Annotated in this window: 23 protein-coding genes; 21 read left to right on the forward strand and 2 right to left on the reverse strand. The window is 38.5% G+C overall.

Annotated features, from left to right (window positions below):
• The first annotated feature begins 128 nt into the window (after window positions 1–128).
• The 8 genes from Gferi_RS17550 (at window position 129) to Gferi_RS17585 (ending at window position 7041) form a co-directional block, all read left to right on the forward strand.
• Complete coding sequence (locus tag Gferi_RS17550; RefSeq protein ID WP_069978775.1) at window positions 129–968, forward strand: energy-coupling factor transporter ATPase; 840 nt, start codon at window positions 129–131, stop codon at window positions 966–968.
• The gene (locus tag Gferi_RS17555; protein WP_069978777.1) at window positions 953–1807 is read left to right on the forward strand and encodes an energy-coupling factor transporter ATPase; all 855 of its coding nucleotides are present in this window, start codon (window positions 953–955) and stop codon (window positions 1805–1807) included. The genes Gferi_RS17550 and Gferi_RS17555 overlap by 16 nt, the downstream gene beginning before the upstream one ends.
• A gap of 1 nt (window position 1808) precedes the next feature.
• On the forward strand, window positions 1809–2609 hold the full coding sequence (locus Gferi_RS17560) for an energy-coupling factor transporter transmembrane component T family protein (protein WP_069978779.1): 801 nt from the start codon (window positions 1809–1811) through the stop codon (window positions 2607–2609).
• Between the two features lie 23 nt (window positions 2610–2632).
• On the forward strand, window positions 2633–3367 hold the full coding sequence (gene truA / locus Gferi_RS17565; protein ID WP_069978780.1) for a tRNA pseudouridine(38-40) synthase TruA: 735 nt from the start codon (window positions 2633–2635) through the stop codon (window positions 3365–3367).
• A gap of 139 nt (window positions 3368–3506) precedes the next feature.
• Entirely contained in the window at window positions 3507–3935 is a 429-nt protein-coding gene (gene rplM, locus Gferi_RS17570; RefSeq protein ID WP_069978781.1) for a 50S ribosomal protein L13, read from the forward strand.
• Between the two features lie 25 nt (window positions 3936–3960).
• The gene (gene rpsI, locus Gferi_RS17575; RefSeq protein WP_069978782.1) at window positions 3961–4353 is read left to right on the forward strand and encodes a 30S ribosomal protein S9; all 393 of its coding nucleotides are present in this window, start codon (window positions 3961–3963) and stop codon (window positions 4351–4353) included.
• A gap of 192 nt (window positions 4354–4545) precedes the next feature.
• The gene (locus Gferi_RS17580; protein ID WP_069978783.1) at window positions 4546–5160 is read left to right on the forward strand and encodes a nitroreductase family protein; all 615 of its coding nucleotides are present in this window, start codon (window positions 4546–4548) and stop codon (window positions 5158–5160) included.
• A 696-nt stretch (window positions 5161–5856) separates the two neighbouring features.
• Window positions 5857–7041, forward strand: a complete 1185-nt coding sequence (locus Gferi_RS17585; RefSeq protein WP_069978787.1) for an AI-2E family transporter — start codon at window positions 5857–5859, stop codon at window positions 7039–7041.
• Window positions 7042–7060: 19 nt separating this feature from the next.
• Here the strand turns inward: Gferi_RS17585 and Gferi_RS17590 are convergent, their stop codons facing one another.
• Window positions 7061–7501: a DUF2383 domain-containing protein gene (locus Gferi_RS17590; protein WP_069978797.1), complete on the reverse strand. Its 441-nt coding sequence runs from the start codon at window positions 7499–7501 to the stop codon at window positions 7061–7063.
• Between the two features lie 298 nt (window positions 7502–7799).
• On the opposite strand from Gferi_RS17590, the gene Gferi_RS17595 reads away from it, so the two are divergent.
• The 10 genes from Gferi_RS17595 to Gferi_RS28215 all read left to right on the forward strand — a co-directional run bounded on the left by Gferi_RS17595 (window position 7800) and on the right by Gferi_RS28215 (window position 18756).
• The gene (locus Gferi_RS17595; RefSeq protein WP_069978799.1) at window positions 7800–8435 is read left to right on the forward strand and encodes a corrinoid protein; all 636 of its coding nucleotides are present in this window, start codon (window positions 7800–7802) and stop codon (window positions 8433–8435) included.
• 34 nt (window positions 8436–8469) lie between these two features.
• Entirely contained in the window at window positions 8470–9270 is an 801-nt protein-coding gene (locus tag Gferi_RS17600; protein WP_069978801.1) for a methyltetrahydrofolate cobalamin methyltransferase, read from the forward strand.
• A 162-nt stretch (window positions 9271–9432) separates the two neighbouring features.
• The gene (locus tag Gferi_RS17605; protein WP_083273618.1) at window positions 9433–11883 is read left to right on the forward strand and encodes an ASKHA domain-containing protein; all 2451 of its coding nucleotides are present in this window, start codon (window positions 9433–9435) and stop codon (window positions 11881–11883) included.
• Window positions 11867–13144, forward strand: a complete 1278-nt coding sequence (locus tag Gferi_RS17610; protein ID WP_169833011.1) for a PocR ligand-binding domain-containing protein — start codon at window positions 11867–11869, stop codon at window positions 13142–13144. The genes Gferi_RS17605 and Gferi_RS17610 overlap by 17 nt, the downstream gene beginning before the upstream one ends.
• Before the next feature lie 95 nt (window positions 13145–13239).
• Window positions 13240–13581, forward strand: a complete 342-nt coding sequence (locus tag Gferi_RS17615; RefSeq protein WP_069978803.1) for a MazG-like family protein — start codon at window positions 13240–13242, stop codon at window positions 13579–13581.
• 100 nt (window positions 13582–13681) lie between these two features.
• A complete protein-coding gene (locus Gferi_RS17620) occupies window positions 13682–14812 on the forward strand; it encodes a gluzincin family metallopeptidase (RefSeq protein ID WP_069978805.1) in 1131 nt (376 codons plus the stop codon).
• A 97-nt stretch (window positions 14813–14909) separates the two neighbouring features.
• A complete protein-coding gene (gene cwlD, locus Gferi_RS17625; RefSeq protein WP_236932621.1) occupies window positions 14910–15629 on the forward strand; it encodes an N-acetylmuramoyl-L-alanine amidase CwlD in 720 nt (239 codons plus the stop codon).
• 215 nt (window positions 15630–15844) lie between these two features.
• Window positions 15845–17254, forward strand: a complete 1410-nt coding sequence (amrA, locus tag Gferi_RS17630) for an AmmeMemoRadiSam system protein A (RefSeq protein WP_069978807.1) — start codon at window positions 15845–15847, stop codon at window positions 17252–17254.
• Between the two features lie 254 nt (window positions 17255–17508).
• Window positions 17509–18498, forward strand: a complete 990-nt coding sequence (gene amrS, locus Gferi_RS17635) for an AmmeMemoRadiSam system radical SAM enzyme (RefSeq protein ID WP_069978810.1) — start codon at window positions 17509–17511, stop codon at window positions 18496–18498.
• Window positions 18499–18579: 81 nt separating this feature from the next.
• Complete coding sequence (locus Gferi_RS28215; protein ID WP_156782427.1) at window positions 18580–18756, forward strand: hypothetical protein; 177 nt, start codon at window positions 18580–18582, stop codon at window positions 18754–18756.
• A 69-nt stretch (window positions 18757–18825) separates the two neighbouring features.
• On the opposite strand, the gene Gferi_RS17640 is transcribed toward Gferi_RS28215, so the two are convergent.
• Window positions 18826–22260, reverse strand: a complete 3435-nt coding sequence (locus Gferi_RS17640) for a pyruvate carboxylase (protein WP_069981498.1) — start codon at window positions 22258–22260, stop codon at window positions 18826–18828.
• A gap of 277 nt (window positions 22261–22537) precedes the next feature.
• Here Gferi_RS17640 and Gferi_RS17645 point away from each other — a divergent pair, with 277 nt between their 5' ends.
• The 3 genes from Gferi_RS17645 (at window position 22538) to Gferi_RS17655 (ending at window position 26321) form a co-directional block, all read left to right on the forward strand.
• A complete protein-coding gene (locus Gferi_RS17645; RefSeq protein ID WP_069978812.1) occupies window positions 22538–22963 on the forward strand; it encodes a PPC domain-containing DNA-binding protein in 426 nt (141 codons plus the stop codon).
• 51 nt (window positions 22964–23014) lie between these two features.
• Window positions 23015–24172, forward strand: coding sequence for an amidohydrolase (locus tag Gferi_RS17650; protein ID WP_069978814.1), 1158 nt, complete (start codon window positions 23015–23017; stop codon window positions 24170–24172).
• Between the two features lie 301 nt (window positions 24173–24473).
• Window positions 24474–26321 carry a 5'-nucleotidase C-terminal domain-containing protein gene (locus tag Gferi_RS17655; protein ID WP_069978816.1) on the forward strand — a complete coding sequence of 616 codons (1848 nt, stop codon included), beginning with the start codon at window positions 24474–24476 and terminating at the stop codon, window positions 26319–26321.
• Window positions 26322–26478: the final 157 nt, after the last annotated feature.

Consider the following 26478-nt stretch of genomic DNA (forward strand, 5'->3'; position numbering starts at 1 on the left):
GGATAGGGATTAAGTGACATACTTAGTCCCTTTTGTTTATAAAAAAATATAACAATCTATTGGTATTCTGCCAGGTTAGAGGTATAATATATTAGGTAAAATACTTGTAAAGTTGTGAGGGAACAACCATGGAGAAGATTATTGAAATAAAAGATCTGGTTTATGAATATAAAAATGAGCAAAATGAAGGTGTTGCTGCGCTAAAAAAGGTATCTTTGCAGGTTAATGAGGGAGAATTCTTAGTGGTTATTGGGCATAATGGTTCCGGAAAGTCTACGATGGCCAAGCACATGAACGCTTTATTACTGCCTAGCGGCGGAAAGGTATATGTGAACGGTTTAGACACAACGGAAGAAAAAAACACATGGGCGATCCGGCAAACCGCAGGGATGGTGTTTCAGAATCCTGATAATCAAATTGTAGCTACGATTGTAGAAGAGGACGTAGCTTTTGGTCCTGAGAACCTAGGCATAGAACCAAAAGAGATCCGTAATAGAGTAGATGGTGCCTTAAAGGCAGTAGGTATGGATGCTTTTCGTAAAAAAGGACCCCATCTTCTATCCGGTGGCCAGAAACAGAGAATTGCCATTGCGGGCGTTATCGCCATGAAACCGAAATGTATTATACTGGATGAGCCTACAGCAATGCTGGATCCTTCAGGCAGAAAGGAAGTTATGGAGACGATCCGTCAGCTAAATCGTGAGGAAGGAATTACGATTGTGCATATTACCCACTTTATGGATGAAGCTGTGCAGGCTGATCGCGTGATTGTCATGGAAGAGGGTAATATTGTATTGGAAGGTACACCAAAGGAAGTCTTTCAGCAGGTCGAGATTTTAAAAAAATTAGGCTTAGATGTACCTCAGGTTACAGAATTGGCTTTTCAATTAAAAAGCAGCGGTATCAATCTTCCAGCGGAAATACTGACTGTTGACGAGATGGTGGTGCATTTATGTCAATTATTGTAGAGAATTTAACACATATTTACAATCCGAATACTCCATTTGAGACAACTGCATTAAATGATGTAAGTTTCCAAATTGATAAAGGAGATTTTGTTGGTTTGATTGGTCACACAGGCTCAGGAAAATCTACATTGATTCAACATTTAAATGGACTGTTGAAAGCATCTTCCGGTAAAATTCTGGTGAATGACTTTGAAATTACTAAAAAAGACGTAAAGCTTAGAGAGATTCGACAGAAGGTGGGTTTAGTATTTCAATATCCGGAACATCAGCTTTTTGAGGAAACCATTTATAAGGATGTGGCTTTTGGACCCATTAATCTAGACTTATCTCAAGAGGAAGTAGATCGAAGGGTTCGAGAAGCTATTCAACTGGTAGGACTGTCCTTTGAGGATGTAAAGGAACGTTCCCCTTTTGAATTAAGTGGTGGACAAAGAAGAAGGGTGGCCATTGCAGGTGTCGTTGCAATGCGACCGGAGGTACTGATTCTGGATGAGCCTACAGCAGGGTTGGATCCCAAAGGCAGAGATGAGATATTAGATCAAATCAAAGCACTGCATAATCGTTATAAGATGACAGTTCTCTTGGTCTCTCACAGTATGGAAGATATTGCAAGATTAGTAGATAAAATCGTTGTTATGCACAGGGGCACTGTAGCACTTCAAGGTAGGCCAAGGGAAGTATTCCAGCATGTAGAACTATTGGAAAGTATTGGACTTGCCATACCACAAATCACCTATCTCATGCGGAGGCTGAAAGCCATGGGAAAACCTATACGAGATGATGTGCTAACGATTGAAGAAGCTAAAACAGAAATTATCAATTGGTTAAGGAGAAAGTAATATGCTTAGGGATATCACAATTGGACAATACTATCCTCAAGAATCTATCATACACAGACTGGATCCAAGAGTAAAGATACTGGCTACTTTTGTATATATCGTTGCTTTATTTCTAGTGAAGAATTTTACTGCCTATGGATATATTCTATTATTCTTGGGATTTTCTGTTCTGCTGTCTAAAGTGCCTTTTTCATATATGATTCGTGGCTTAAAACCACTATTTCTGATTATCATTCTTACCTTTGCCATTAACGTTTTTATGACAAAGGGTGAAGTGATTTATCAATTAGGACCCCTAGATATAACGAAGGAAGGGATTCGCCAGGCAGTGTTTATGGGTACGAGGCTAATTCTTTTAATCATTGGAACCTCTCTGCTGACTTTGACAACCTCTCCTATACAGCTGACAGATGGCATAGAGAAACTACTGAACCCTTTTAAACGGTTTGGTATGCCAGCCCATGAATTGGCAATGATGATGACCATTGCCCTGCGGTTTATTCCAACCCTATTAGAAGAGACAGATAAGATTATGAAAGCACAGATGGCAAGGGGGGCAGATTTTGAAAGCGGGAATATCATTAATCGTGCCAAAAGTCTCGTGCCACTGCTCGTACCACTTTTTATCAGTGCTTTTAGGCGTGCCGATGAATTAGCTATGGCAATGGAAGCACGGTGCTATCGTGGCGGAGAAAATCGAACCAGAATGAAGGAATTGGCCTTACATGGAAGAGATTTTATTGCTTCTCTGATTACCTTGCTGATGCTGGCTGTAGTTATTTTAGATCGATTGATCATGTAGTAGAACTAAGTAGGTGGAGCCCCATGAGAAATATTAAGCTTTTGATTGAATATGACGGTACTAACTTTTGTGGCTGGCAGCGTCAGAATAATGGTAGAACCATACAGGAAGAAATTGAAAAGGCATTGGAAAAGGTCCTAAAAAGGCCTGTAAAGATTCATGGTTCAGGAAGAACCGATACCGGCGTACATGCCCTAGGGCAGGTAGCCAGTTTTAAAGCAAACATTACGGTTCCTATGGACAAAATCCCCTTAGCTTTAAACAGCCTTTTGCCTGAAGATATCTCCGTTAAGGGGGCATCTGAGGTTGAAGAAGATTTTCATGCCAGATATTCCGCAAAAGGGAAAAAATACATTTATCAGATTTATAATGGACCCTTGCGCAGTCCTTTGCTGCGAAACTATGCCTATTTTGTAGCACATCCTTTAGATTTAAATAGAATGCAGGAGGCGGCACAATACTTTTTAGGTAGCCATGATTTTAAAGGATTTATGGCTTCCGGCAGTTGCGTTCAAGATACGGTTAGAACCTTATACAAACTAGATGTATATTTTCATGAGAACCTAATTAAAATAGAAGTTGAGGGAAACGGTTTTTTATACAATATGGTGAGAATTATATCAGGGACATTAGTAGAGGTCGGAAAAGAAAAAATACTGCCTACAGAGATGCAAAAAATCATAGCATCGGGGATTCGGGAAAGCGCGGGTCCCACAGCTCCAGCCCAAGGATTATATTTAGCAGAGGTGTTTTACTAAAATCCGTCAAATATTCCTTGACACACACGGCTGCATGTATTAAAATGGTTAAAGAGTGTGCTTATTAAAAAATCCACTAGCCCCGGGTTTTTTAACATAGAAGCGAGTATTGAAATGGTAGTGTTAGGAGGGAAATTTAATGAAATCATTTATGGCAAAGCCACTAGAAATAGAAAGAAAGTGGTATGTAATTGATGCAGAAGGAAAGCCGCTAGGACGTTTGGCTTCTGAAGTTGCATCTATTCTAAGAGGAAAAAGAAAACCTATTTTTACTCCCCATGTAGACACAGGTGATTATGTAATCATCGTGAATGCAGAAAAGGTATTATTTACGGGAAGAAAGCTTGATAAGAAATTGTACAGACACCATACTGGACATCCTGGCGGATTAAAGGAAGTAACGGCTAGAGAATTAATGGCAAAGAAACCTGAGCAAGCATTAAAGCTGGCGATCAAAGGGATGCTTCCGAAGAACAGTCTAGGAAGACAAATGTTCACTAAACTAAAAGTATATGCTGGTGCTGAGCATAATCATCAAGCTCAACAACCGGAAGTACTGGATATATAAGCTGTAGAGGAAGGGAGGAAAGATCATGGCTAGAGTACAATATTACGGAACAGGTAGAAGAAAAACTTCTATTGCAAGAGTTAGATTAGTGCCGGGTGAAGGAAAAGTAACAATTAACGGCAGAGATATAGATAATTACTGTGACTATGAAACATTAAAAAGAGACATCAGAATGCCGATGGTATTAACACAAACAGATGGTAAGTACGATGTTATTGCAAAGGTACAGGGTGGCGGATTTACAGGCCAAGCTGGTGCTTTAAGACATGGTATCTCAAGAGCGCTGTTAAAAGCAGAAGCAGAATTAAGAGGCGTGTTAAAAAAGGCAGGTTTCTTAACAAGAGATCCAAGAATGAAGGAAAGAAAGAAGTACGGTTTAAAGAAAGCAAGACGTGCACCTCAGTTCTCAAAGAGATAATGCTTACCGGGTACAGATCCCTCAAACAAAAATGTTTGAGGGATTGTTTATTTTTTGTACGTAAAGAGAACCCTGTACTTTGCTCTATCTTAGAGAAAAACTTGACAGGAAAACATATGTTCTGTATGATGGAAATATATTGAGTTTGGAAAATTATCCTAACTTCTATAATGATGATGGGGGGATTGTGATATGGAATTGTCAGAAGTTATAAACCGAAGAAGAACTGTAAGAGATTTTTCTCAAAATAAAGTACCCTTTAAAATTATTGAAAAAGCTTTGCGAACTGGATTGAAAGCACCAAGTTATAATCATCTTAAAGAGTGGGATTTTATCTTGGTAAGGGAGGACAGACATAGGCTGGCTTTAACTAGAACGGAAGAGATGATAGAGGAAATAACCAATGAATTAGAGCAAGCTTTTAAAGATTATGAAAATCTTGCAAAAGATATGTATTTAGATGCAATACCAAAACAAAAAAGAATGATATTAACAGCACCGGAATTATTAATTGTTGTCTATAAACCAAAGACGCAAGTAAGTGAAAGCAAGAAAATATATGATTTAAACTGCCTGGCTTCAGTATGGTGTTGTATAGAAAATATACTGCTAAGTCTAGCTGAAGATGACGTTTTCGGAGTTACTTTTATTCCTAAAAATACACCTGGGATAAAAAAGATTTTCAGTATTCCACAACAGCTGGAAGTAGCAGCAATTATCCCATTCGGTTATAAGGCTTCTCATGCCAAAATTATTCCCCAAAAAGAAATCCAATTAGAATCAAAATTACATATAAATACCTGGTAGCCAAATGTAAAATTTGTAAGTTGTGAACTTAATAAAATACCTAGGTCTTTCATTAAAGATAGATTTAGCGAAAGTCTTAATACATGATAGTATATTCTTACAAACGACTTCAAAGCATGTCGGATTTTAGGAATGATGCGTCATATTGGTGGAGTGTGGACCTATGTGTCCACCCGTTAATTTTGCCGTCTCTTTGGTCAGACACACAGGTCTGCCCCTGCCGCTATCCTTATGTTGGAGACAATGTAGGGGAGCACAGTGTGCGCCCGCTAATGATATGCATCGGGAGAACAATGTTCTCCCCTACAGGAAATAACAGCCTGTCGGTATGTGATGCATGGAACACTCCCTATGGTGTTCCCCTGTATGTCGCATCATTCAACTGTTAGGTTACATTATTAAATTGTGAAAAGTATATTCAATAGTTAAATTAGTGTAAAGAGTGGTTAATATCTTGAAAGATTGAAGTGTATAAAAGGCTATTAAAATGTATTGGAAAGGAACATGTAACTAACAAATGAAGTGTGAGGCTGATAAATGATAATGTGCAAATTCTCAAAGAGATAATATTTACAGAATGCAAGCTCCCTCAAACAAATATGTTCGGGGGATTTTTTTATAGATCTATAGAAAATTTGTGCTGTATTATGTATAATAAGATCATACTAGAACAGAAAAGGTTAGGATGATAAACAGATGAATATGCAACAATACAAAAGGTATGTAAAAAACTCATTACAACTGCTGTTTGTTCTCTTTGCTGCTATATTATTTTATAAGCTTATTGATAACATCGGTACGATCTATCAATCCTTCGGAGAACGGATCGCGTCAATTCGAAAAGTGCTTAATCCATTTTTAATTGGAATATTTATTGCCTATATACTCAATCCCATTGTAAAATGGTTTGAGAGAAAGATTTATGGGCCCATATTTGAGGATAAAAAGGTATACAAATATAATAGATTGTTCAGTACGATAACGGTATATATTATTCTAATTGGGCTGATCTCCTTAACCATCACCCATGTGGTTCCGGGAATTCTGCTTAACATAATGGATTTAATTGCAAAATTGCCTACTTTTATTTATAACAATGAAAGCCGAATTGTAGAATGGGTGAACCAAGTATATGCTAATGACGTCTACAATATTGTAGGCGCCATTGAAGACAACATCAACAGTATCTTTAATCGGCTGGCAGTGATTTTGCAAAACAGCCTCAATAATATTGTGGCCAGTATTGTAACTTTTACCTCTAGCATACTGACCCTAATTCTAGCACTAATGATTTCTTTTTATTTCTTGATCGATAAAGATAGCTTAATTCATGGTACACAGAGGTTTCTAAGAGCTTTATTTGATGACAGGCATATTGATAAACTTATTAAATTTTGTAAGGAAGCAGATGAGATATTTGTTAAATTTATCGTAGGAAAATCCATAGATTCCTTTATTATAGGATGTATTTGCTATGTAGGACTCTTATTTGCGAAAAGCCGATATGCTGTGCTCATTAGTATTATTGTAGGGATTACGAATATGATTCCATATTTTGGCCCGCTGATTGGTGTACCGATTGCCTTTTTAATTGCTTCCCTGAATAACCCTATTAAAGCCTTATGGATTGCTCTGTTTATCTTTATTCTACAACAATTTGACGGCATGGTATTAGGCCCTAAAATCTTAGGCGATAGTGTAGGGGTAAGGCCCTTGTGGATTATCTTTTCAATTATCTTAGGCGGAAGTTTGTATGGCGTTATTGGAATGTTTTTAGGAGTTCCCGTCATTGCTGTTGCAAAGATTACCGTAGAGAGATTAATTGATCGAAGACTCGAAGAAAAAAGAAGCAAAACAGGAAATAGTGAACCTATACAATAAAAAGCCTCCTTGCGAGGCTTTATTTCGTTGCATTCCGAATTAAACTTTGCAAGTTTTTTAAATTATTATGATCGGTTGACAAAATTTCCTGTACCAGTTGGGCACTTTTCTGATCCAAGTCTCCAGTTATAATTTTTTCAACAACAGCGATGCCTTTATCCTCTCCGTCATAAAGCTTTCTGAGAATATACTGAGGTTCATGATGGAGTGTAGTATCTAAGCGTAGCATTACATCTGCGATTAGGCCAGAAAAACCTCTGTTTTCACGAGGGTGGCCACCGAGTTCCTCCATTCGTTTGGAAATTTTAAGAACATTTTCTTGATGAATAGACTGCATATGATAAAGCTGACTGCGAAGGGCGGGATCTTCTATTTTATCCGCAACGTCTTCAAAGGCGTGAAAGGCCATATATTCACCTTGAAGGACTTCATTGAGGGTTTTCATATTAGGTTCGTCCACATAAGTTCCTCCTATATTGTTTTCTTTAGTTTACCCTGAAAATATGGAGATATGATAATTACCAAAAGCTTTTTGGAACGAAGCAGCATATGAAAGATAAAGGATAATTCACTTGATGCATAATTAAAATTATTCAGAATATAAAAAACAAACAAATAAAATACCAAAAAAAATATATATATTACAAGTCCTCTGCAAAAAAATAAGTTATACTATCCATAGAAAGATAAGACGTCTGCTGTCGAGTAGAGAAAAGTATTTAACTTGTATTGAAATTTTCTATAATGGAGGAATGAACATGGAGGTATTACAAACGATTTCCGAAGTCTTGCAAAAGGGAAATGCAAAACTGGTAGGAGAAAAAACGCAAGAGGCTTTAGATCAAGGATTAGCACCGGCGGAAATATTGAATGACGGATTGCTAGCAGGAATGTCAGTAATTGGAAAGAAATTTAAGAACAATGAAGTATACGTTCCGGAGGTATTGATTGCAGCTAGAGCCATGCATGCAGGATTAAATGTTCTTCAGCCAAAGTTAGTTGAAAGTGGCACAAAACCTGTGGGGATAGTAGTATTGGGTACCGTAAAGGGAGATGTTCATGATATTGGAAAAAACCTCGTGGGTATGATGATGGTAGGTGCAGGTCTAGAAGTAATCGATGTGGGTATAGATGTATCCAAAGAAAAGTTTGTTGAGGCGGTTCAAACATATAAACCTAAAATCCTTGCGCTTTCAGCCCTATTGACTACAACCATGCCGGAATTAAAAACAGTCATTGACGCAGTTGCAGAAGCAGGATTAAGAGACCAGGTAAAAATTATGGTAGGCGGTGCTCCGGTGAATGCAGAATTTGCTAAGGAAATCGGGGCAGACGGCTATACACCGGATGCAGGATCAGCAGCCGAATTAGCAAAACAATTTGCCTTGGCATAAAACAAATAGATGTCCAGGACAAAGGAGGGTAACCATGATTATTGTTGGTGAAAAGATTAATACCAGTTTAAAGGGAGTAACAGAGGCAGTAAGAAATAGAGATGCAGCTTTTATTCAGCAGAGAGCCAGGGAGCAAGCTGAAAAAGGCGCTCACTACATAGATGTAAACTGTGGAACGTTGGTATCGGAGGAGGTTGAAGCCTTAGCCTGGCTTGTAGAGACTGTGCAGGAGGCTGTGGATCTGCCTTGCTGTATCGATAGTCCTGATCCCCTTGCCATTGCTTCAGGATTGAAAGTACATCGGGGAAAGCCCCTGATTAATTCAATTACTGCAGAAGAAGGAAGATATCAAGGAATTATTCCATTGGTGAAAGAATACAAAGCGGGAATTATCGCTTTGTTAATAGATGATGCCCATGGGATGCCCCATGATGCAGCTACAAGAATTCAGATTGGATGCGGCCTGGTAAAGCGACTGATGGAGGATGGTGTGGCTGTGGAGGATATCTATATCGATCCGCTGATTCAGCCGATTGGCACCTCTACAGATATGGGTGTAGTAGCGATTGAGACCATACAAGGAATCAAAAAGGAATATCCTGGCATACATTTTATGTGCGGACTGAGCAATGTATCCTTTGGATTGCCAAAAAGAGGACTATTAAACCGCACCTTTTTAGCCCTTTGCATGATGGCCGGACTGGATGGGGCAATCCTGGATCCCGGCAATCGAGAAATGATGAAAATGATTGTAGCCACGGAGGCATTATTAGATAGAGATGAGTATTGTATGGGGTACATACAAGCTTTCAGAAGCGGTTTATTGGACGATTGATTCTTGGTCTAAGGAATAACAGCTTCGAATTGTAGCAAGCTTTCAATTAACTTGGGTAGTGCAGTATAATTTTACTGCAGCACTCAAGTTAATTGTGTATTTGACGAATAAATAGTATATATGCTATAACATATTTAAAAGAAGCAGAGAAGGGTGATTGACATGAGGACAATCAATAAGTTTTCCTGGGTGATGCAAAGAGATAGAGTGCTAAGAGCCATGGATTGCAGGGAAAAGGGATCTACCTATGATATCCTTTGTTCATCATATACGAAACTGGAGGATGTTTTAAAAGAGATTGTAAAACCAGAGGGCGGCTATTGCTTCCAAGAAAAGAAAGCCTTTCCAGAAGTAAAAGCAGTCTCAAAGTACACACATGTTGCTTACTGCTTCTTAACATTGGGAGAGGCGATCAGTGAAGAGATTAGCAGATATTTTCATCAAGGAGATTATCTGGAGGGCATGTTGTTAGATGTTATGGCAGATGAGCTGATCTTTAATTTTAGCAATCAACTCTACAGCCAAGTTTGTGATGAGGCTGAAAGTCTTGGCTTAGGATTAACAGGAAGGATAGAGCCTGGGGAAAAGGACGCCTCACTAAGTGTACAAAAAGACATCCTTTCTCTTTTTCAAGAAAAAGGTGCTGCTTTAGACCTATTAATTACGGAAGCCTATATGTTGAAGCCTGTAAAATCCATGACTTTTCTTTATGGTGCATCGGCAGAGCTTCCCCTCAGAAAAGCAGATCACTCATGTATAGATTGTAGCAAAACAGCATGTAAATTTAGAGAAGCAGAGAAACTCTACATACAGATTGTTCAGGATGAGAATGAATATTCCATTGAAATAGACAAGGGAGAAAACCTTTTACGTGGGATGCAAAGACACGATATTTTTGTAAAAGCACCATGTGGAGGAACGGGTGTCTGTGGAAAATGCAAGGTTCAGATTAAAGAGGGGAATATTCCGGCTGCTGCAGAGGACCAGTTGTACTTTAGTCAGGATGAATTAGAAAAAGGTTATCGGCTGGCATGCCAAGCATATCCCACAGAAAACTGCAGTGTATTCATTGAAGCTGCCAATGAAGATCAATTTAGAATTGTATCAGACTACTCAGGCAAGCCGATGGAGAAAAATAGTTGGATACAAAGTTTTAGGATAGCTATAGTGCCGTCAGATTTTCAAAAGAATAAAAGCTTAGTAACGCTATTCAATGAAAAACTTGGCGGAGATTATACTTACTCAAAGAGAAGTCTAATGAAATTGGTTCATTTGATGGACCAGAAACAATCTATCCCAAATACAGTTAGAGATGGACATAAGACGGTAATAGAGTGTATCTTAGAAGAGCAATGTATTATAGATATATTTATAGACGAAGAAGCAACGGCTTATGGTATTGCAATTGATATTGGCACAACAACGATTGCAATGCAAATGATTGAGCTGATATCGGGCGAGGTTTTAGGAAACCACAGTTTATTAAATAGGCAGCGGGGATATGGAGAAGACGTGATCTCTAGAATCCAGTATAGCAACGAAGGAAATTTGGATAAGCTCTCTAAGTGTATACAGGAGGATATTTTAAAGGGTATTTATGATCTCTGCCAAACTACATCCGTTAATTTAGAAAGGATTGTTAAGATTGCCATTGTGGGTAATACGACAATGCTTCATCTGCTGTTGGGGTTATCTTGCACATCGTTAGCTGTACATCCTTTCCAGTCAATTACAACAGCACTGCATGAGTTTCATTTTAGTGAAATATTTGGTCAATTGTCTTTAGAATGTAAGGTAATTATATTGCCGGGAGTATCGACTTATGTGGGTGCAGATATTATTGCTGGAATGCTTTATTGTGGATTCCATGAAGAGAAGGAGACTACATTGTTGATTGATATTGGCACCAATGGGGAGATGGCTATTGGCAATAAAGATAAAATCTTGTCTCTCTCTACTGCAGCAGGACCGGCCCTTGAAGGCGGAAATATTCAATATGGTACTGGCAGTATCAGAGGTGCTATTTCAAGGGTAGAGATAGACAAGGATAAGTTATCCTATCGTACGATTGGAGACCTTCCGCCAATAGGAATCTGTGGATCTGGGGTAATAGACATTGTGGCTTCCTGCTGTAAAAATGGTATAATAGATGAGACAGGAAGATTTTCAGAGTGCTATGAGGATGGCGTCGTTGAAGTGGCGAGAACTGTGGAAGACCAGGCGATTGTTTTTACACAAAAAGATGTTCGAGAAGTTCAACTGGCAAAATCAGCGCTGCGATCAGGCATAGAAATCTTAATGCAGCGAATGGAGATTGTCCCCGAAGAGATTGAACGCGTATACATTGCTGGAGGCTTTGGTGGTGGCGTAAATATTGATAGTGCTATTACCATTGGTCTGATTCCAAAAGAATTAAAAGATAAGATTGTATCTGTAGGCAATAGTGCCTTAGGTGGTGCAGCAGCTTATCTGATAAATAGGAAAAATAGAGACAGAATAGAAGAAATTCTTAAGAAGACAAGTTATATCGAGCTCTCGACGGATATGCATTTTCAGGATTTATTTGTAAATAATATGTTTTTTTATGGGGTGGGAAATGGTGAATCTACGTAGAAGCTTTGACGAAGACAGGGGTGTGAACCCTAAACAGTTGAAAGAAACATTAGAGGCTTATTATTATGCAACGGGGATCAATCTTTTCATGATAGATGAACAGGGGAAAATCTTGGAAACCTGTGGGGGAATGCCTACCCTTTGTACACACCTCACGCCTGCTTCAAAGGAGGGATGTCATTGCACACAGGTTCACCTATTCGCCAGTAAACAGGCAGAAAAAATTGGAGAGGGTTATGTTTTTCATTGCCCTGCCGGTTTGATTCATTATACCGCGCCAGTAATTTATAATCGGGTACTTCGAGGGGCTTTAATCGCAGGTCCCATTCTATTGGACGAACCTGATGATATGATTCTGGAAGGAATCATGAGGAAATATGATTTGCAAGAACAAGACCGAGAGAGTGTACGCAAGTATATAGAAGATATCCCTATTGTGATGCCTGAAAAAGTAAAATATCTAAGTAAGCTTCTTTTTTTAGTAACCTTAAGTTTGATGGATCAAGACCGCTTTGTACTATATGAAAGAAACCAAAGAATGCATCAACAATCCCATATCAATCTTAGCTTACAAGACATGAAAGAGGAAGAAAAAAGTCATAGTCATTACCCCTATGAAAAAGAAAAAGAATTGATGACAAAGGTGAAAAATGGTGATGAAGTAGGAGCGAAAACGATATTGAATGATATTTTAGGGCATATCTTTTTTACTTCAGGGGGAAATATGGAAGTGATGAAGGCAAGAACTCTGGAGTTAACTTCACTGCTTTCCAGGGCAGCTGTGGAAGGCGGCGGTGCATTGGATAAAATATTTGGTCTGAATTATAAGTTTATTGGACAACTGAGTAAGATTGAAAATATTGAAGACTTATCTTATTGGATATTGAAAGTGCTGGATCGTTTTATGGAAAATGTTTTTAGTCTTGCCCACTCTAAGAATGCTGAACTTATTAAGACCGTATTATCTTATATCAATAAAAATTATATGAATAATATCACCCTTGAGGAAGTATCGGGTATCGTTTATCTAAATCCTTCCTATTTCTCAACCATTTTTAAAAAGGAAACCGGCGTACCATTCTCCACTTATCTAAATAAGGTAAGAATTCAGGAGAGTAAACAATTGTTAAAAGATATTAATCTATCCATTTTAGACATTGCATTGGCAGTGGGCTTTGAAGATCAAAGTTACTATTCCAAGGTATTTAAGAAGATTACGGGAACAACACCGAAAGAATATCGTGATCATTACCAGTTTTAGTCTACATGAGTGTATGATAAGTTATCCCTGGAGCCTGATAGGAGAACGGTTATCCTAACGGGCTTTATATATAATTTCATAAAGGAGGAAAAATATTGAAAGAATACACAGTTTTTAAACAGATTAGTCTCCCAAAGCTCAATAATCTACAGCCTGGATTGGAGTCTACTTGCCTTAAGCTGATGGAGGAGGCAGGCGAACTGGCACAGGCCATTGGAAAATTTAGAGGCCTTAATGGAGAAAAGGTAGAACTGGAGGATCATGAGGTTGTAGATATGATTAGCAAAGAATTGCTGGATGTTGCGCAGGTAGCGGTTTCTATGATGTTTGTGTTAGAGGAAGAATATCATATCAATATCAAAGAGAAGGTGGAAGAACACGTACAAAAGCTTATTCGGAAGGGGTATATTAAACTTGAAAATAGTGAGATTAAATAATGAAATATTAATTTCTGATATAGAAGCGTAACTTCTTACATAATCTATATAGATATAGGCATACGTTCCTATATTTTATAAAAGTGTAAGGAGAAAGAATATGATTAAAAAAAGTTTTAATTGGATACTACTATTGGTCATGGTCTTGATGTTATCCGGATGCAGGGATCAGAATCAAAGAGCCGCTAAAGAAATTGAAGAACTTATTGCTATTCAAGAAGCGGCTGTTCGGGGAAAAAATTTAGAAAGCTATATGGACACCATTACTTTGCAAAACGATACTTACAGGGCTGAAAAGAAAAGTTGGATGCGTGATATACTACTGAACGATATAGAGGATTATCATCTAAGAGTAAAAAGTATTAGGATGATTAATGCAAAAGAGGCAAAGGTAGAGATCCAACAGGACTACTCCTATAATGGAGGGCGTTATCAGGTACAATATCCACTGCGGATTGTACAAGAGAGCCAACAGTGGCGAGATGGAGACCTATTTTTTGAAAGGCTTGATACAGAAAATTTTCATATACAATATTTTAGTCCTTCTCAAAATTATGCAGTAATGATTGCTGCTGTATGTGAAGAAGCAAGGGAAAACATCGTAAAAAGATATGGAGATGACCTGATCGATCAGACCATCATAAAAATTTATCAAGATCGGGAGCTTTTGAGGCAATCAGTAAAGCTTTCCTTTCAGTGGCAATTTGCAGGTTGGTATGAATATCCTGAATCTATTAAAACAACAGAGTTTAGGGATGAAGAAACCTATCGAATGATTATAGAGCATGAACTACTTCACAAACTTACTATCCAAGAATCCAATAACAACCTTCCTTATTGGTTTTCTGAAGGCTTAGCTGTATTTTTTTCCAATATGCCAAATGAACCGGCATCACGTTATACGAAAGAGGAGTACTTGGAAAACTACGGAGAAGATGTTAGGACAATAAAAGCTTTAGAAACTATTAATTTGGAGACCTTGGCAGAGGAGCGGGAAATCTCTAATTACTATGATAGCGCCGGTATGATTGTTAAGTTTATGGTAGAGCGTTTTGGACTTGAGAAAGTCAAAGAAATTATTAAGATGCTAGGACAATACCCCTATCAAGAAGGTACTGGTGCAGAAATAAATCAGAGGGCTATTATTAGATTTAGAGAGGTACTGTCCAAAGTATTGGGGATTACAGTAGAGCAATTAGATCAAGCATGGCAAGAAAATTTAAGAATATAAAAAAGAAACGGGTGATAACCTGTTTTTTTCTTTTCCTTCTTTCATATATTTCAAGGAATTGAATAGGATTTAATAGAAAAAGAAGGAGGAAGAGAAAATGATGCGAATCTTTATGTTAAAAAGAAAATGGATAGTGGGGTTCACGTTTCTAACTTTAGGACTGTTGCTGACGAATCTTTTTCTCCATAAAACCATAAGAACTTCCACCCTTCCTACAATCAATAGAGTGATTGTGGTGGACGCAGGCCATGGAGGTATGGATGGAGGGGCGGTGAGTAGAAGTGGCATACTTGAAAGTCACATTAATCTAGAAATTGCACTGAAATTAAGGCGGTTATTGGAACAGAGCGGGGCCATTGTACTTCTAACAAGAGATGCTGATGTAGGATTATACTCAGAAAGAGGAACCATTCGAAATAAAAAGAATGAAGACCTTAGAAATCGCAAAGATCTGATTAATCAAAGTGAAGCTGATATTTTTATTTCCATTCACTTAAATTCTTTTCCTCAAAGTCAGTATTATGGTGCGCAAACCTTTTACCCAAAGGATTCAGAAAAAAGTAAAATGCTGGCGGAGTTGGTCCAAGAAGAATTGCTTCGGGTACTTAATAATGATAATCACAGGGTATCAAAGGTAAAGAATGATACGTATTTGTTGCAGAATACAAACTTACCTACAGTTTTGGTTGAGTGTGGGTTTTTATCCAATCCTATGGAAGAGCGGCTGCTTCAGCAGCCAACCTATCAAGAAAAAGTAGCATGGAGTATTTATATTGGCGTTCTGCGTTATTTTCAAGAAGAGGATCAACAACAGTAACGTGTATAAGAAAGATTTTTTTGACTTATATTAATATAGCATCTAGATAAGTTGCAATAAATGTGTTACATCCGCTACGCCACGGGGACAGTTCCTCAGGCACATAAAAACCATCTGTGCCAGACGAACCGTCCTCATGACTCCGCTATCTCACATAAAGTTGTAATAGCTTTATTGTAACTTATCTAGACTAAATACAAAGGAGGAATGAATAGATGGGATTTATTCTAGGGACTTATTTGCTGCCACATCCACCCATCATTATGAAAGAAATTGGAAAAGGTGAGGAGAAAAAAATACAAAATACGGCAGAGGCTATGAAGGAAGTAGCAAGAGATATAAAAGATAAGAAACCAGCTGCTATTATTTTGATTACGCCCCATGGCCCGCTGTTTAGTGATGCGGCAGTGATTTCCGTAAAGCCGGAACTTGCAGGGAATATGGGAAAATTCGGTGCTGCGCATGTAAAATTCACGAAAGAAAACCATTTAGATCTTACAAATAAAATCTTACAGTTTGCTAGATTAAGAGATTTCCCTTGCGGCATGGTGAATCAAGATATGGCTAAAGATTATGATGTTTCTTTAGAGCTTGATCATGGAACTATGGTACCCCTGTATTTTATTGACCAAGAATACATTCATTATAAATTGGTACATATCACATATGGGTTGCTTCCTAGAGAGGATTTATATGCTTTTGGAAGAATACTACAGGAAGCAATAGACGATATTGAAGAAAACGTTGTCATTATAGCCAGTGGGGATCTATCACACCGATTGACAAAGGATGCACCGGCAGGATTTCATCCTAGTGGTAAAATATTCGATGAAAGATTTCTGTCTCTTTTAGAGAAAGGGGATATTGAAGAAATCTTTGCACTGGAGCGAAAGCTTTCAGAAGAAGCCGGTGAATGTGGACTACGGGCGGCGGATATTATGCTAGGGGCCTGTGATGGTTATGAGATTGACGTGAAAGTACTTTCTTATGAAGGACCTTTTGGTGTAGGCTATGGGGTAGTTAAAATTGCCGTAGGAGAGAAATGTGGGGAACGGCAATTCCATGAACGTTTAGTAATAAAACGAAATGAACAACTTCAGGCAATTCGGAGTAAAGAAGATGCTTATGTCAGATTAGCCAGAGAAGCATTGGAAAAATATGTGAGAGAGGGTACACAATTGAAAGCATCACAAAATGTAATGGAAGAAATGTTAGAAAAAAAAGCAGGTGTTTTTGTTTCTATAAAAAAGCATGGAGAACTAAGAGGGTGTATTGGAACAATTAGCTCCACAACAGCGAACCTTGCACAGGAGATTATTCGAAATGCCATTCAGGCAGGAACTGCAGACCCACGTTTCTATCCTGTAGAGGAAGAGGAGCTAGAGCTGCTTGTATATTCCGTAGATGTATTGATGGAGCCAGAGACAATCCAATCTCTTGAAGACCTGGATGTTAAGCGCTATGGTGTTATTGTTAGCAGTGGAGAAAAATCCGGACTATTGCTGCCGAACCTGGAAGGTGTAGATACGGTTGAGGAACAGGTACGCATTGCATTGCAGAAGGCGGGAATCCGAATCAATGAAGGATATAATCTCCAGCGCTTTGAGGTTCTTCGACATCATTAGTGCTGTGGATAATTTGTGCATAATATTATGAAAATTCTTTGAGATGCAGTGAAAGTAAGGATTAGAGAATAATAGAGTTATCCACAAGGTTATCCATAGGTTTCGTTTTCACAGGAACTTTTGATGTGGACAAGAAGTGGTGCAAGTAGGAAAATAGAGAAAAATACATAGAAAAAGCAAAGTGGATTATCAACAAGTTTTATCCACATTAACATAATTGCCAAGGGATCATTACAAGGGGGTGTTGTATTTCCATGAAAAGCAAGAAGGAAGCATTATTTTATAGACAGTTAAAAGATGGACGCGTACAATGTGATTTATGTCCTCATGCTTGTAAAATACCAGCAAACAGTCTAGGTAGATGTAGAATTCGAAAAAATGAAGAGGGACGACTGTTCAGTTTAAACTATGGAAAGATTACTGCCTATTGTATGGATCCTATTGAGAAAAAGCCACTCTATCATTTTTATCCAGGAAGTAGAATATTTTCTATTGGTAGTACAGGCTGTAACTTTACTTGCCAATTTTGTCAAAACTGGCATATTGCGCAGAAAGACCCCGACGGTATATATACTACGGCAGAAAATATCATAAACATTGCACAAAATGAAAAAAATAATTTAGGAATCGCCTTTACTTATAATGAGCCTACTGTATGGTTTGAATTTGTTTTCGAAGTTGCACAAGAAGCAAAGACTGCAGGGTTAAAATCTGTACTCATTACCAATGGATTCATGAATGAACCATCCTTGAAAGCACTGTTGCCTTATGTAGATGCCATGAATATAGATCTAAAAAGCTTCAGTGACAGCTTTTACCGTCAGGTTTGTGGCGGTGAAAGAAACCCTGTACTTGAAACGATAAAAAAAGCATATAATGCCTGCCATATTGAAATTACCTCACTGTTGGTCCATGGCCTGAATGACAGCAGGGAAGAAATTGAAGCAATGGCTAAATGGATCAGTGAGATTGGCGCAGAGATTCCGCTTCATTTAAGCAGGTACTATCCAAACTATCAGATGGATCGTGAGGCAACACCTATATCTCGAATATATGAGGCCAAAGAAATAGCAGAACAGTATCTTCGCTATGTATATGTAGGGAATGTGCCAGGGGCAGACAGAAACACCTATTGTCCCCGATGTAAAGAGATCATTGTTGATCGAGAGACGCATGTGAAGGTGGAGCATCTGGCAGACAATCAATGCAATAGATGTGGAGAAAAAATTGCAATCATTCTATAGGATCCACTAATACAAATAGGGATTCACGGTATACAAATATGCTTCTCTTGCATATAATGAATTATGCGAGGGGGGATGGATGTGAATAAATGGATATTGTGGACAGTTATTTGCATCATTTGCATTTCCGTACTGCTGTATATCGGGACTTTTTTTCGATATCCTGGAAGAACACTGAAAGCACATAGTTTCATTAGCCAGATGCAACAGGATGATTACCTGGATCAAGAACCATTAGCTAAGAAAAGTAAAGGATAATACACTGGAAACAGTGTATTTTTTTGTAAAAAAACAGCCTGAAGAATATCTTCTAAGCTGTTTTAGAAATTATGATTTTAATTTTAGGAGTAGTTCTCCAGATTTAACTTGCTGCCCCTGTTTTACTAGGATGTTTTCTATAATACCTGTGACAGGAGCAGTAATATTCGTCTCCATCTTCATGGCTTCTACAATAAGCAGGGACTGACCTTCCTGAATAGAATCTCCAGCTTTGACCAAGATGTTAATGACTGTGCCAGGAATGCTGGCACCAACATCAAAGGGATTTTCAGGATCAGCCAACGTTATTGTACTTGTGGCACTTTTAACATTGCTGGCTTTATCAAAAATCTGTATTTCGCGGCGGTTGCCATTGACTTCAAAGATAAGCGTTCGATTTCCTTCCGGATCTGTTTTTCCGATCTCTACAAGCTTCACCATGAGAACTTTACCTTCTGCAATTTCCACTTCGCATGTTTCGCCTACATAAAGTCCGTGGAAAAATACATCACTTCCCATGCGGCTAAAATCTCCATTTTCATCTATATATTTTAGATAATCCTCAAAGACCTTTGGATAAAGTGCATGGGCAACTAAATCTTGGCGGCTGGGATTAAAGCGGTATTTTTCCTTTAAGTATGCTTCAATCTTCAGGAAATCCTCAGATGGAAGCAATTCGCCAGGTCTGCAGGTAATAGGTGGCTCATCTTTTAACACAAGTTTTTGAAGTTTTTCAGGAAAACCACCCATCGGCTGCCCAATTAGACCCTTAAAATAATCCACTACAGAGTCGGGGAAAGCCATATCTTTTGCTTTCTGATAGATGTTTTCTGGAGTTAAATCATTTTGTACCATAAAAATTGCCAAATCACCTACTACCTTAGAAGTAGGTGTAACCTTTACAATATCGCCGAGCATTTCATTTGCTTTTTTATAGGTTTCCTTTACTTCATCGAATCGATGACCTAAACCAAAGCTTTCAACTTGAGGCTTTAAATTAGAATACTGGCCTCCTGGTATCTCATATTTATAAATTTCTGTAGTGCCGGATTTTAGATCTGATTCATAGTGACTGTATACTTGTCGAACAGCAGCCCAATAATTAGATAATTTTTGAATATCGTCTAGATTAATTGCTGTATCCCGATGTGTATTTTCTAGAGCTGCCACGACGGAATTCAGGGCTGGTTGGCTAGTAATGCCAGACATGCTGTTAAACGCTGTATCGACGATATCAACCCCTGCTTCTGCTGCCATTAGAATTGTGGCAACGCCATTGCCGCTGGTATCATGGGTGTGCAAGTGAATGGGAATAGAGATTTCCTCCTTCAGTGCAGAAATCAGCTTAAAGGCAGCATAGGGTTTTAATAGGCTGGACATATCCTTGATTGCAAGTATATGGGCGCCTGCTTTTTCGATCTCTTTAGCCAAATTCAAATAGTATTGTAAGGTATATTTATCTTTACGATCATCAAGAATATCTCCCGTATAGCACATCGTTACTTCAGCAATTTTTCCATTACGCAGCACTTCATCAATAGAAACTTCCATTCCCTTTAGCCAGTTAAGAGAATCAAAGATTCGGAATAAATCAATTCCAGCAGATGCAGATTCACGAATAAATTCGCGGATTACATTATCAGGATAATTACGATAGCCTACTGCGTTAGAACCTCTTAACAACATCTGAAAGAGGATATTAGGAATTTTTTTGCGCAATTCTTCTAATCGAACCCATGGAGATTCCTTTAAGAAACGATAGGAAACATCAAAGGTTGCGCCACCCCACATTTCTAATGAAAATAGGTCTTTTGCAAATACACTGGTAGCTTTTCCTATTTTTAACATATCTCTGGTTCGAACCCGCGTAGCCATTAGGGATTGATGTGCATCACGCATCGTCGTATCTGTCAACAGCAGCTTCTTTTGGTCTTTAATCCACTGAACCAAACCTTCAGGACCTTGCTGATCAAAGATTTGCTTTGTTCCTGTTAGTTCATTGGGGAGCGAAACTTTCGGTACAACGGGAACATCAAAGTCCTTTTTGTTACCTTTGGTTTCGTTGACCACCTTTTCACCAATGAATTTCAGCACCTTCAACTCTTTGTCAGCTTTCGGGATTATATCAAATAACTCGGGATTATCGGCAATAAAACCTGTATCACATTCTCCCTTAAGGAAGATTTCATGATTAAGTACATTGATTAAAAAGGCTGAATTTGTTCGCACACCGCTAATTTTTAATTCTTTGATAGAGCGAACTGCTTTTCGGGCAGCATCCTGAAAGGTTCTAGACCAGGATGTAGTTTTTACTAAAAGGCTATCATAGTAGGGACTGATGTTTGAACCGGTAAATCCATTGCCGCCATCCAGGCGGATGCCAAAACCGGAGCCGGTGCGATAGACATCAATTCTGCCTGTATCGGGAGCAAAGTCCTTTGAAGGATCTTCTGTTGTCACCCTGCATTGTATAGAATAGCCTCTGGGGTTAATATCTGCTTGACTGGAAATGCCGATCTCAGGAGCATGAAGCGGATATCCCTCCGCAACTAAAATCTGACTTTGGACAATATCGATACCAGTAACCATTTCTGTTACGGTATGTTCTACCTGTATTCTAGGATTCATTTCAATAAAATAATGATTTCCATGAATATCTGTCAAGAATTCCACGGTACCCGCACTGCGATAGTTTACAGACTGGGCGATTTTCAAGGCGTCATTACAGATCGCTTGCCGTTTTTCTTCGGACAGTGTAAGGGCAGGTGTAAATTCAATAATTTTCTGGTGGCGTCTCTGAATAGAACAGTCCCTTTCAAAAAGATGAACGAGATTTCCGTGATTATCACCTAGAATCTGTACTTCAATATGCTTTGGTTTTTCCAGATATTTTTCTATAAAGATATCATCAATTCCAAAGGCTTTTTTAGCTTCGCTCTTGGCACTATAAAACTCCTTGAGCAAATCATCTTTTTTCCGCACAATCCGCATTCCTCTGCCGCCGCCTCCAGCAGCAGCTTTTAAGATTATAGGATAACCACAGTAGGCTGCAAATTCAATAGCTTCTGCTTCGGAGGCGATGGGCTTTTCAATACCAGGGATTGTAGGAACACCAACAGATTTAGCTACCAGTTTAGATTGAATTTTATCACCCAGCTTTTCCATCATCGAATAGTGAGGACCGATGAAAACTATACCGGCTTCTTCACATTTTCTTGCGAATTCAGGGTTTTCCGATAAAAAGCCGTATCCAGGATGAATGGCATCGACACCCTTCTTTAATGCAATATTGATGATTTCATCAATGGCTAAATAGGCTTCGATAGGGCCTTTATTTTTCCCAATTAGATAGGATTCATCTGCTTTTGTTCGAAACAAAGAACATTTATCCTCATTAGAATAGATGGCCACGGTTCGGATCCCTAATTCGTGGCAGGCTCTAAATATTCTTATTGCAATTTCCCCACGGTTTGCAACCAATATTCTTTTGAATTTCTTTATCATATAAGTATCCACCATTGCATCTCCCTCCTTGAATAAAAATACCTTAAAAAGCGCATAAAAAGGTATAATGAGATTATATATTTAAATTGAATTTCTAGCAATACAAAAGAATTTTCCTATACGCACAAATAAAATTTTTTATATCCGGAAAACGTTTGTGTGTATGAGTATACATATGTTCGGGTAGTGAATGGGCAAAAAATCTTAAAAAGCCTGTTATCTTATGTCCTTTGAGGGTAAAAATTACTGTGGAAAAGATAGAGGAAGGAGTGTTTAGATGAAATTTCAAGCGTTTGGAAATAAGATTGTACTTCGAGTCGATAAGGGTGAAGAAGTAGTGGAAACTGTGAAAAAGCTTTGTAGGGAGCAGCATATTCTTTTAGGCGGATTAAGCGGTATTGGAGCGGCTAACCGAATTACTATAGGGCTTTTTGAAACAGAGACAAAGAAATATGTTTCTAAAGAACTGAAAGGAGAGTATGAAATCACCAGTCTGTTGGGCAACATTTCAGAGATGAATGGAGAGCCCTATTTGCATCTTCATATTAATCTGTCGGATAGCAGGTATCATACTTTTGGAGGGCATCTGAACGAAGCCTGGATTAGTGGAACCTGTGAGATTATCATTGATAAAATAGAAGGAAAGATGGACCGGATTTTTGATTCAAATGTAGGATTGAATCTATTGAATATACCGGACTAGAGGATGTATTTTTTCATTCCGTCACATCCATAATAAAAATGAGGTGATGGAATGAAAGACCTACTATTGAAAAATGGATTTATACTGGATATAGAGCAAAGAAATATTATTCAAAAGGATATATGGATCTCTAAGGGAAAAATAAAAGAGGTTTCAGACCGGATTGAACGAAAAGGCATAAATACGGAAGTCATGGATTTAGAAGAAAAGTATATACTTCCCGGTATGATTGATTGCCATACCCATGTGGGAATTATTGAAGAAGCCGTAGGGAAAATCGGTATAGACAATAATGAAACCTCTGATCCGGTGACACCTCATATGCGTGCTATTGACGCGATTAATCCTTATGATTTGGCTTTTGGAGATGCAGTAAAATCAGGAATTACGGTGGTAATGAGCGGACCTGGCAGCAATAATGCGGTAGGCGGGCTCAGTGCAGCTCTAAAAACCTATGGCGATGTGCTGGACAAGATGATTTTGAGAAATCCAGTAGGGTTAAAAATTGCATTGGGAGAGAATCCTATTGCAATCTACGGTATAAAAAGTAAAGCACCCGTAACGAGAATGGGTACAGCAGCGCTGATTCGAGAATTGTTTATGAGAACACAAGATTATATAGACCAGAAGAAGAGAGGAAAGGTTACAGAGCGGAATATCCGGCTTGAGGCAGTGATTCCATTGCTAAAGGGAGATATATCCTTGCGGGCCCACGCCCACCGGGCTGATGATATTGTTACAGCCATTCGAATTGCAGATGAGTTCAATATTAAGAAACTAGTGATTGAGCATGGAACAGAGGCAAATCTGATTAAAGAATATCTGGCCGAAAGAAAAATTCCTGTAGCTTATGGTCCCATGACCACACCCAGAAGCAAATTAGAATTAAAAAAACGAAACTACAAATGTGCTTTAGAATTGGTGGAAGCAGGAATTAAGGTTGCGCTGATGACAGACCATCCATATAATACCATTGATCAATTAAGAACAACGGCAGCCATTGCTGTATCCGAGGGAATGGATATTATGGAGGCTGTAAAGTGTCTTACAGTACATCCCGCAGAGATTTTAGAATGTGATGAGCAGGTAGGCAAACTGGAGCCGGGATATGATGCAGATATTGCAATATTCGAAGGAAAACCCTTTGATATTCATAGTAAAGTATATATGACGATCATTGACGGGATGATTATATACAAAAAAGAGTAAGAAGAAAAAAATAGCTTTTTACTGTTTTCTTTATGTAGTTTTAATAAATTTATACCATATGTTAGTAAACATCCATTTTAGGGTATAAGGATATTGGAAAAATTCCTTTTTACAGGAAAAGAATTGACAAAGCCCAAGCTAAAAATTAACATAGAATTAGCAAAACAAGAAAAATAAGTAAAATTATTTTACATTAATAAAGTGTTTAAGCTATTGGCGTGCTTTCACCGTAGTATTATCTCCTTCAGCCATAGGTAGGGGATGATGCTATGTTGAAAAATAAAAAAAAGTGGGGGATAAGATGAGAAAGAAGGGATATTTTTCAGGAAGAAAACTCTTTGCGTGCTTGCTGGTATTGAGCATGGTTCTGTCCATGTTCGGGACAGGCTTTGCCGACACACAGGAGAGTACGGCAAAGAACATTGTCATTTTACATACAAATGACATCCATGGCCGTATTGAGAGCGATAACCAAGCAGTAATGGGTTTGGCCAAATTTAGTGCATGGGTAAAACAACAAAAAGAAGAAAATCCAAATACACTCGTATTGGATGCAGGGGACATTTTTCATGGATTGCCTATTGTAACCATTGATAAGGGAGAAAGCATGGCGAAAGTCATGAACATGATTGGCTATGATGCCATGACAGCAGGCAATCACGATTTTAACTATGGCTATGAAAGATTATTAGAGCTAGATCAAATGACTAAATTCCCGGTAATGGGTGCAAATGTGAAAAAAGCAGATGGGACTTCTTTATTGACACCATATATTATCAAAGAAGTAGATGGCATCAAAATAGGTATCTTTGGTTTAGCAACGCCTGAAACCACTTATAAAACCCATCCTAAAAATGTAGAGGGATTAGTTTTTGAAGATCCTGTAACAGAAGCAAAAACAATTGTTTCAGAGCTTAAAGAAAAAGCGGATATGATTATTTTCCTATCTCATCTTGGACTAGATGAATCCAGTATAGATACAAGTAAGAAGGTTGCAGCTGCCGTTGAAGGGATTGATTTGATTATTGACGGCCACAGCCATCATGTATTACAAGAAGGCGAAATGGTAGGAGACACGTTGATTGCCAGTGCCGGGGAATATGCGAAATACTTTGGAAAAGTTGAACTGTCTTTTGCGGAAGGAAAAGTAGTAGCAAAGAAAGCCAGCTTAGTAGATTTTAAAGCCCTTGAAGCAACGGAAGGGGATCAGGAAGTAGAAGACTTGATTGGTGCTATAAAAACGGAGCAGGATCAGGCATTGTCGGAAGTGATCGGAAAAGCTGCTCAAAAACTAGAAGGGGCAAGAGAAAAAGTTAGAGTGGGGGAAACCAATCTTGGAAATCTGATTACCAATGCCATGTTAGAGGTATCCAAAGCAGATGTTGCCCTAACAAATGGTGGAGGAATCCGTGCCTCGATTGAAGCAGGAGACATCACGCTAAAGAGTGTTGTAACTGTATTGCCTTTTGGAAATATTATCGTTACAAGAACTGTAAAGGGTGCTGATATTAAAGCTGCATTGGAGCATGGTGTAAAGGTTTATCCCGAATCCAATGGCGGGTTCCCACATGTAGCGGGCATAAGCTTTGTAATTGATGCAAGCAAGCCTGCTGGTGAAAGAGTATCAGATTTAATGGTAAAAGGGCAGCTAATAGATCTGGAAAAAGAATATTTATTGGCGACCAATGACTTCATGGCAGCTGGCGGAGATGGATATACCATGCTTGCAAACAAGCCGATAGGCAATGATTTTGCTGCATTGGATGAAGCCTTAATCAGCTACATTCGCGGAGCAGAAACTATTGAAGGTGCTGTTGAAGGCAGAATCACTGTGATTAATGAAGCACCAAAGGCAGAAGCAGCTCCTGTAGAAAGTGTTGCAGTACCTACAGTACCCCAGGAATCTACTGGCATTGGTGCCGCTGCGGATACGAAAACCCAAGTTGCAGCGCCTACAGTTCCTGTAGAACAAAAAACTGTAGAGATGCCTGCTTCACAAACGAAGGCCTATGAAGTAAAACCGGGAGATGTACTCTGGAGAATTGCAAAGCAATTCGGTACTACATGGGAAAAGCTTCAGGAAATGAACAGTTTAAAGAATCCTCATCTAATTTTTCCAGGACAAAAGCTGATCGTTCCGGTTCAATAAAAATAAGGAAACAAAAAGCTGCAGAATATTATTTCTGCAGCTTTTTTATATAATAGGAAAGTTCTACTTTTCTATTATATAAAAAATAGGGGTTGTAGGGGATGAAATCCCCTGCTGTACTAAGGAGGGTGCTCAGACTGCGATAGCAGTCGTCGAA

Source organism: Geosporobacter ferrireducens (assembly GCF_001750685.1).
Classification (GTDB): domain Bacteria; phylum Bacillota; class Clostridia; order Peptostreptococcales; family Thermotaleaceae; genus Geosporobacter; species Geosporobacter ferrireducens.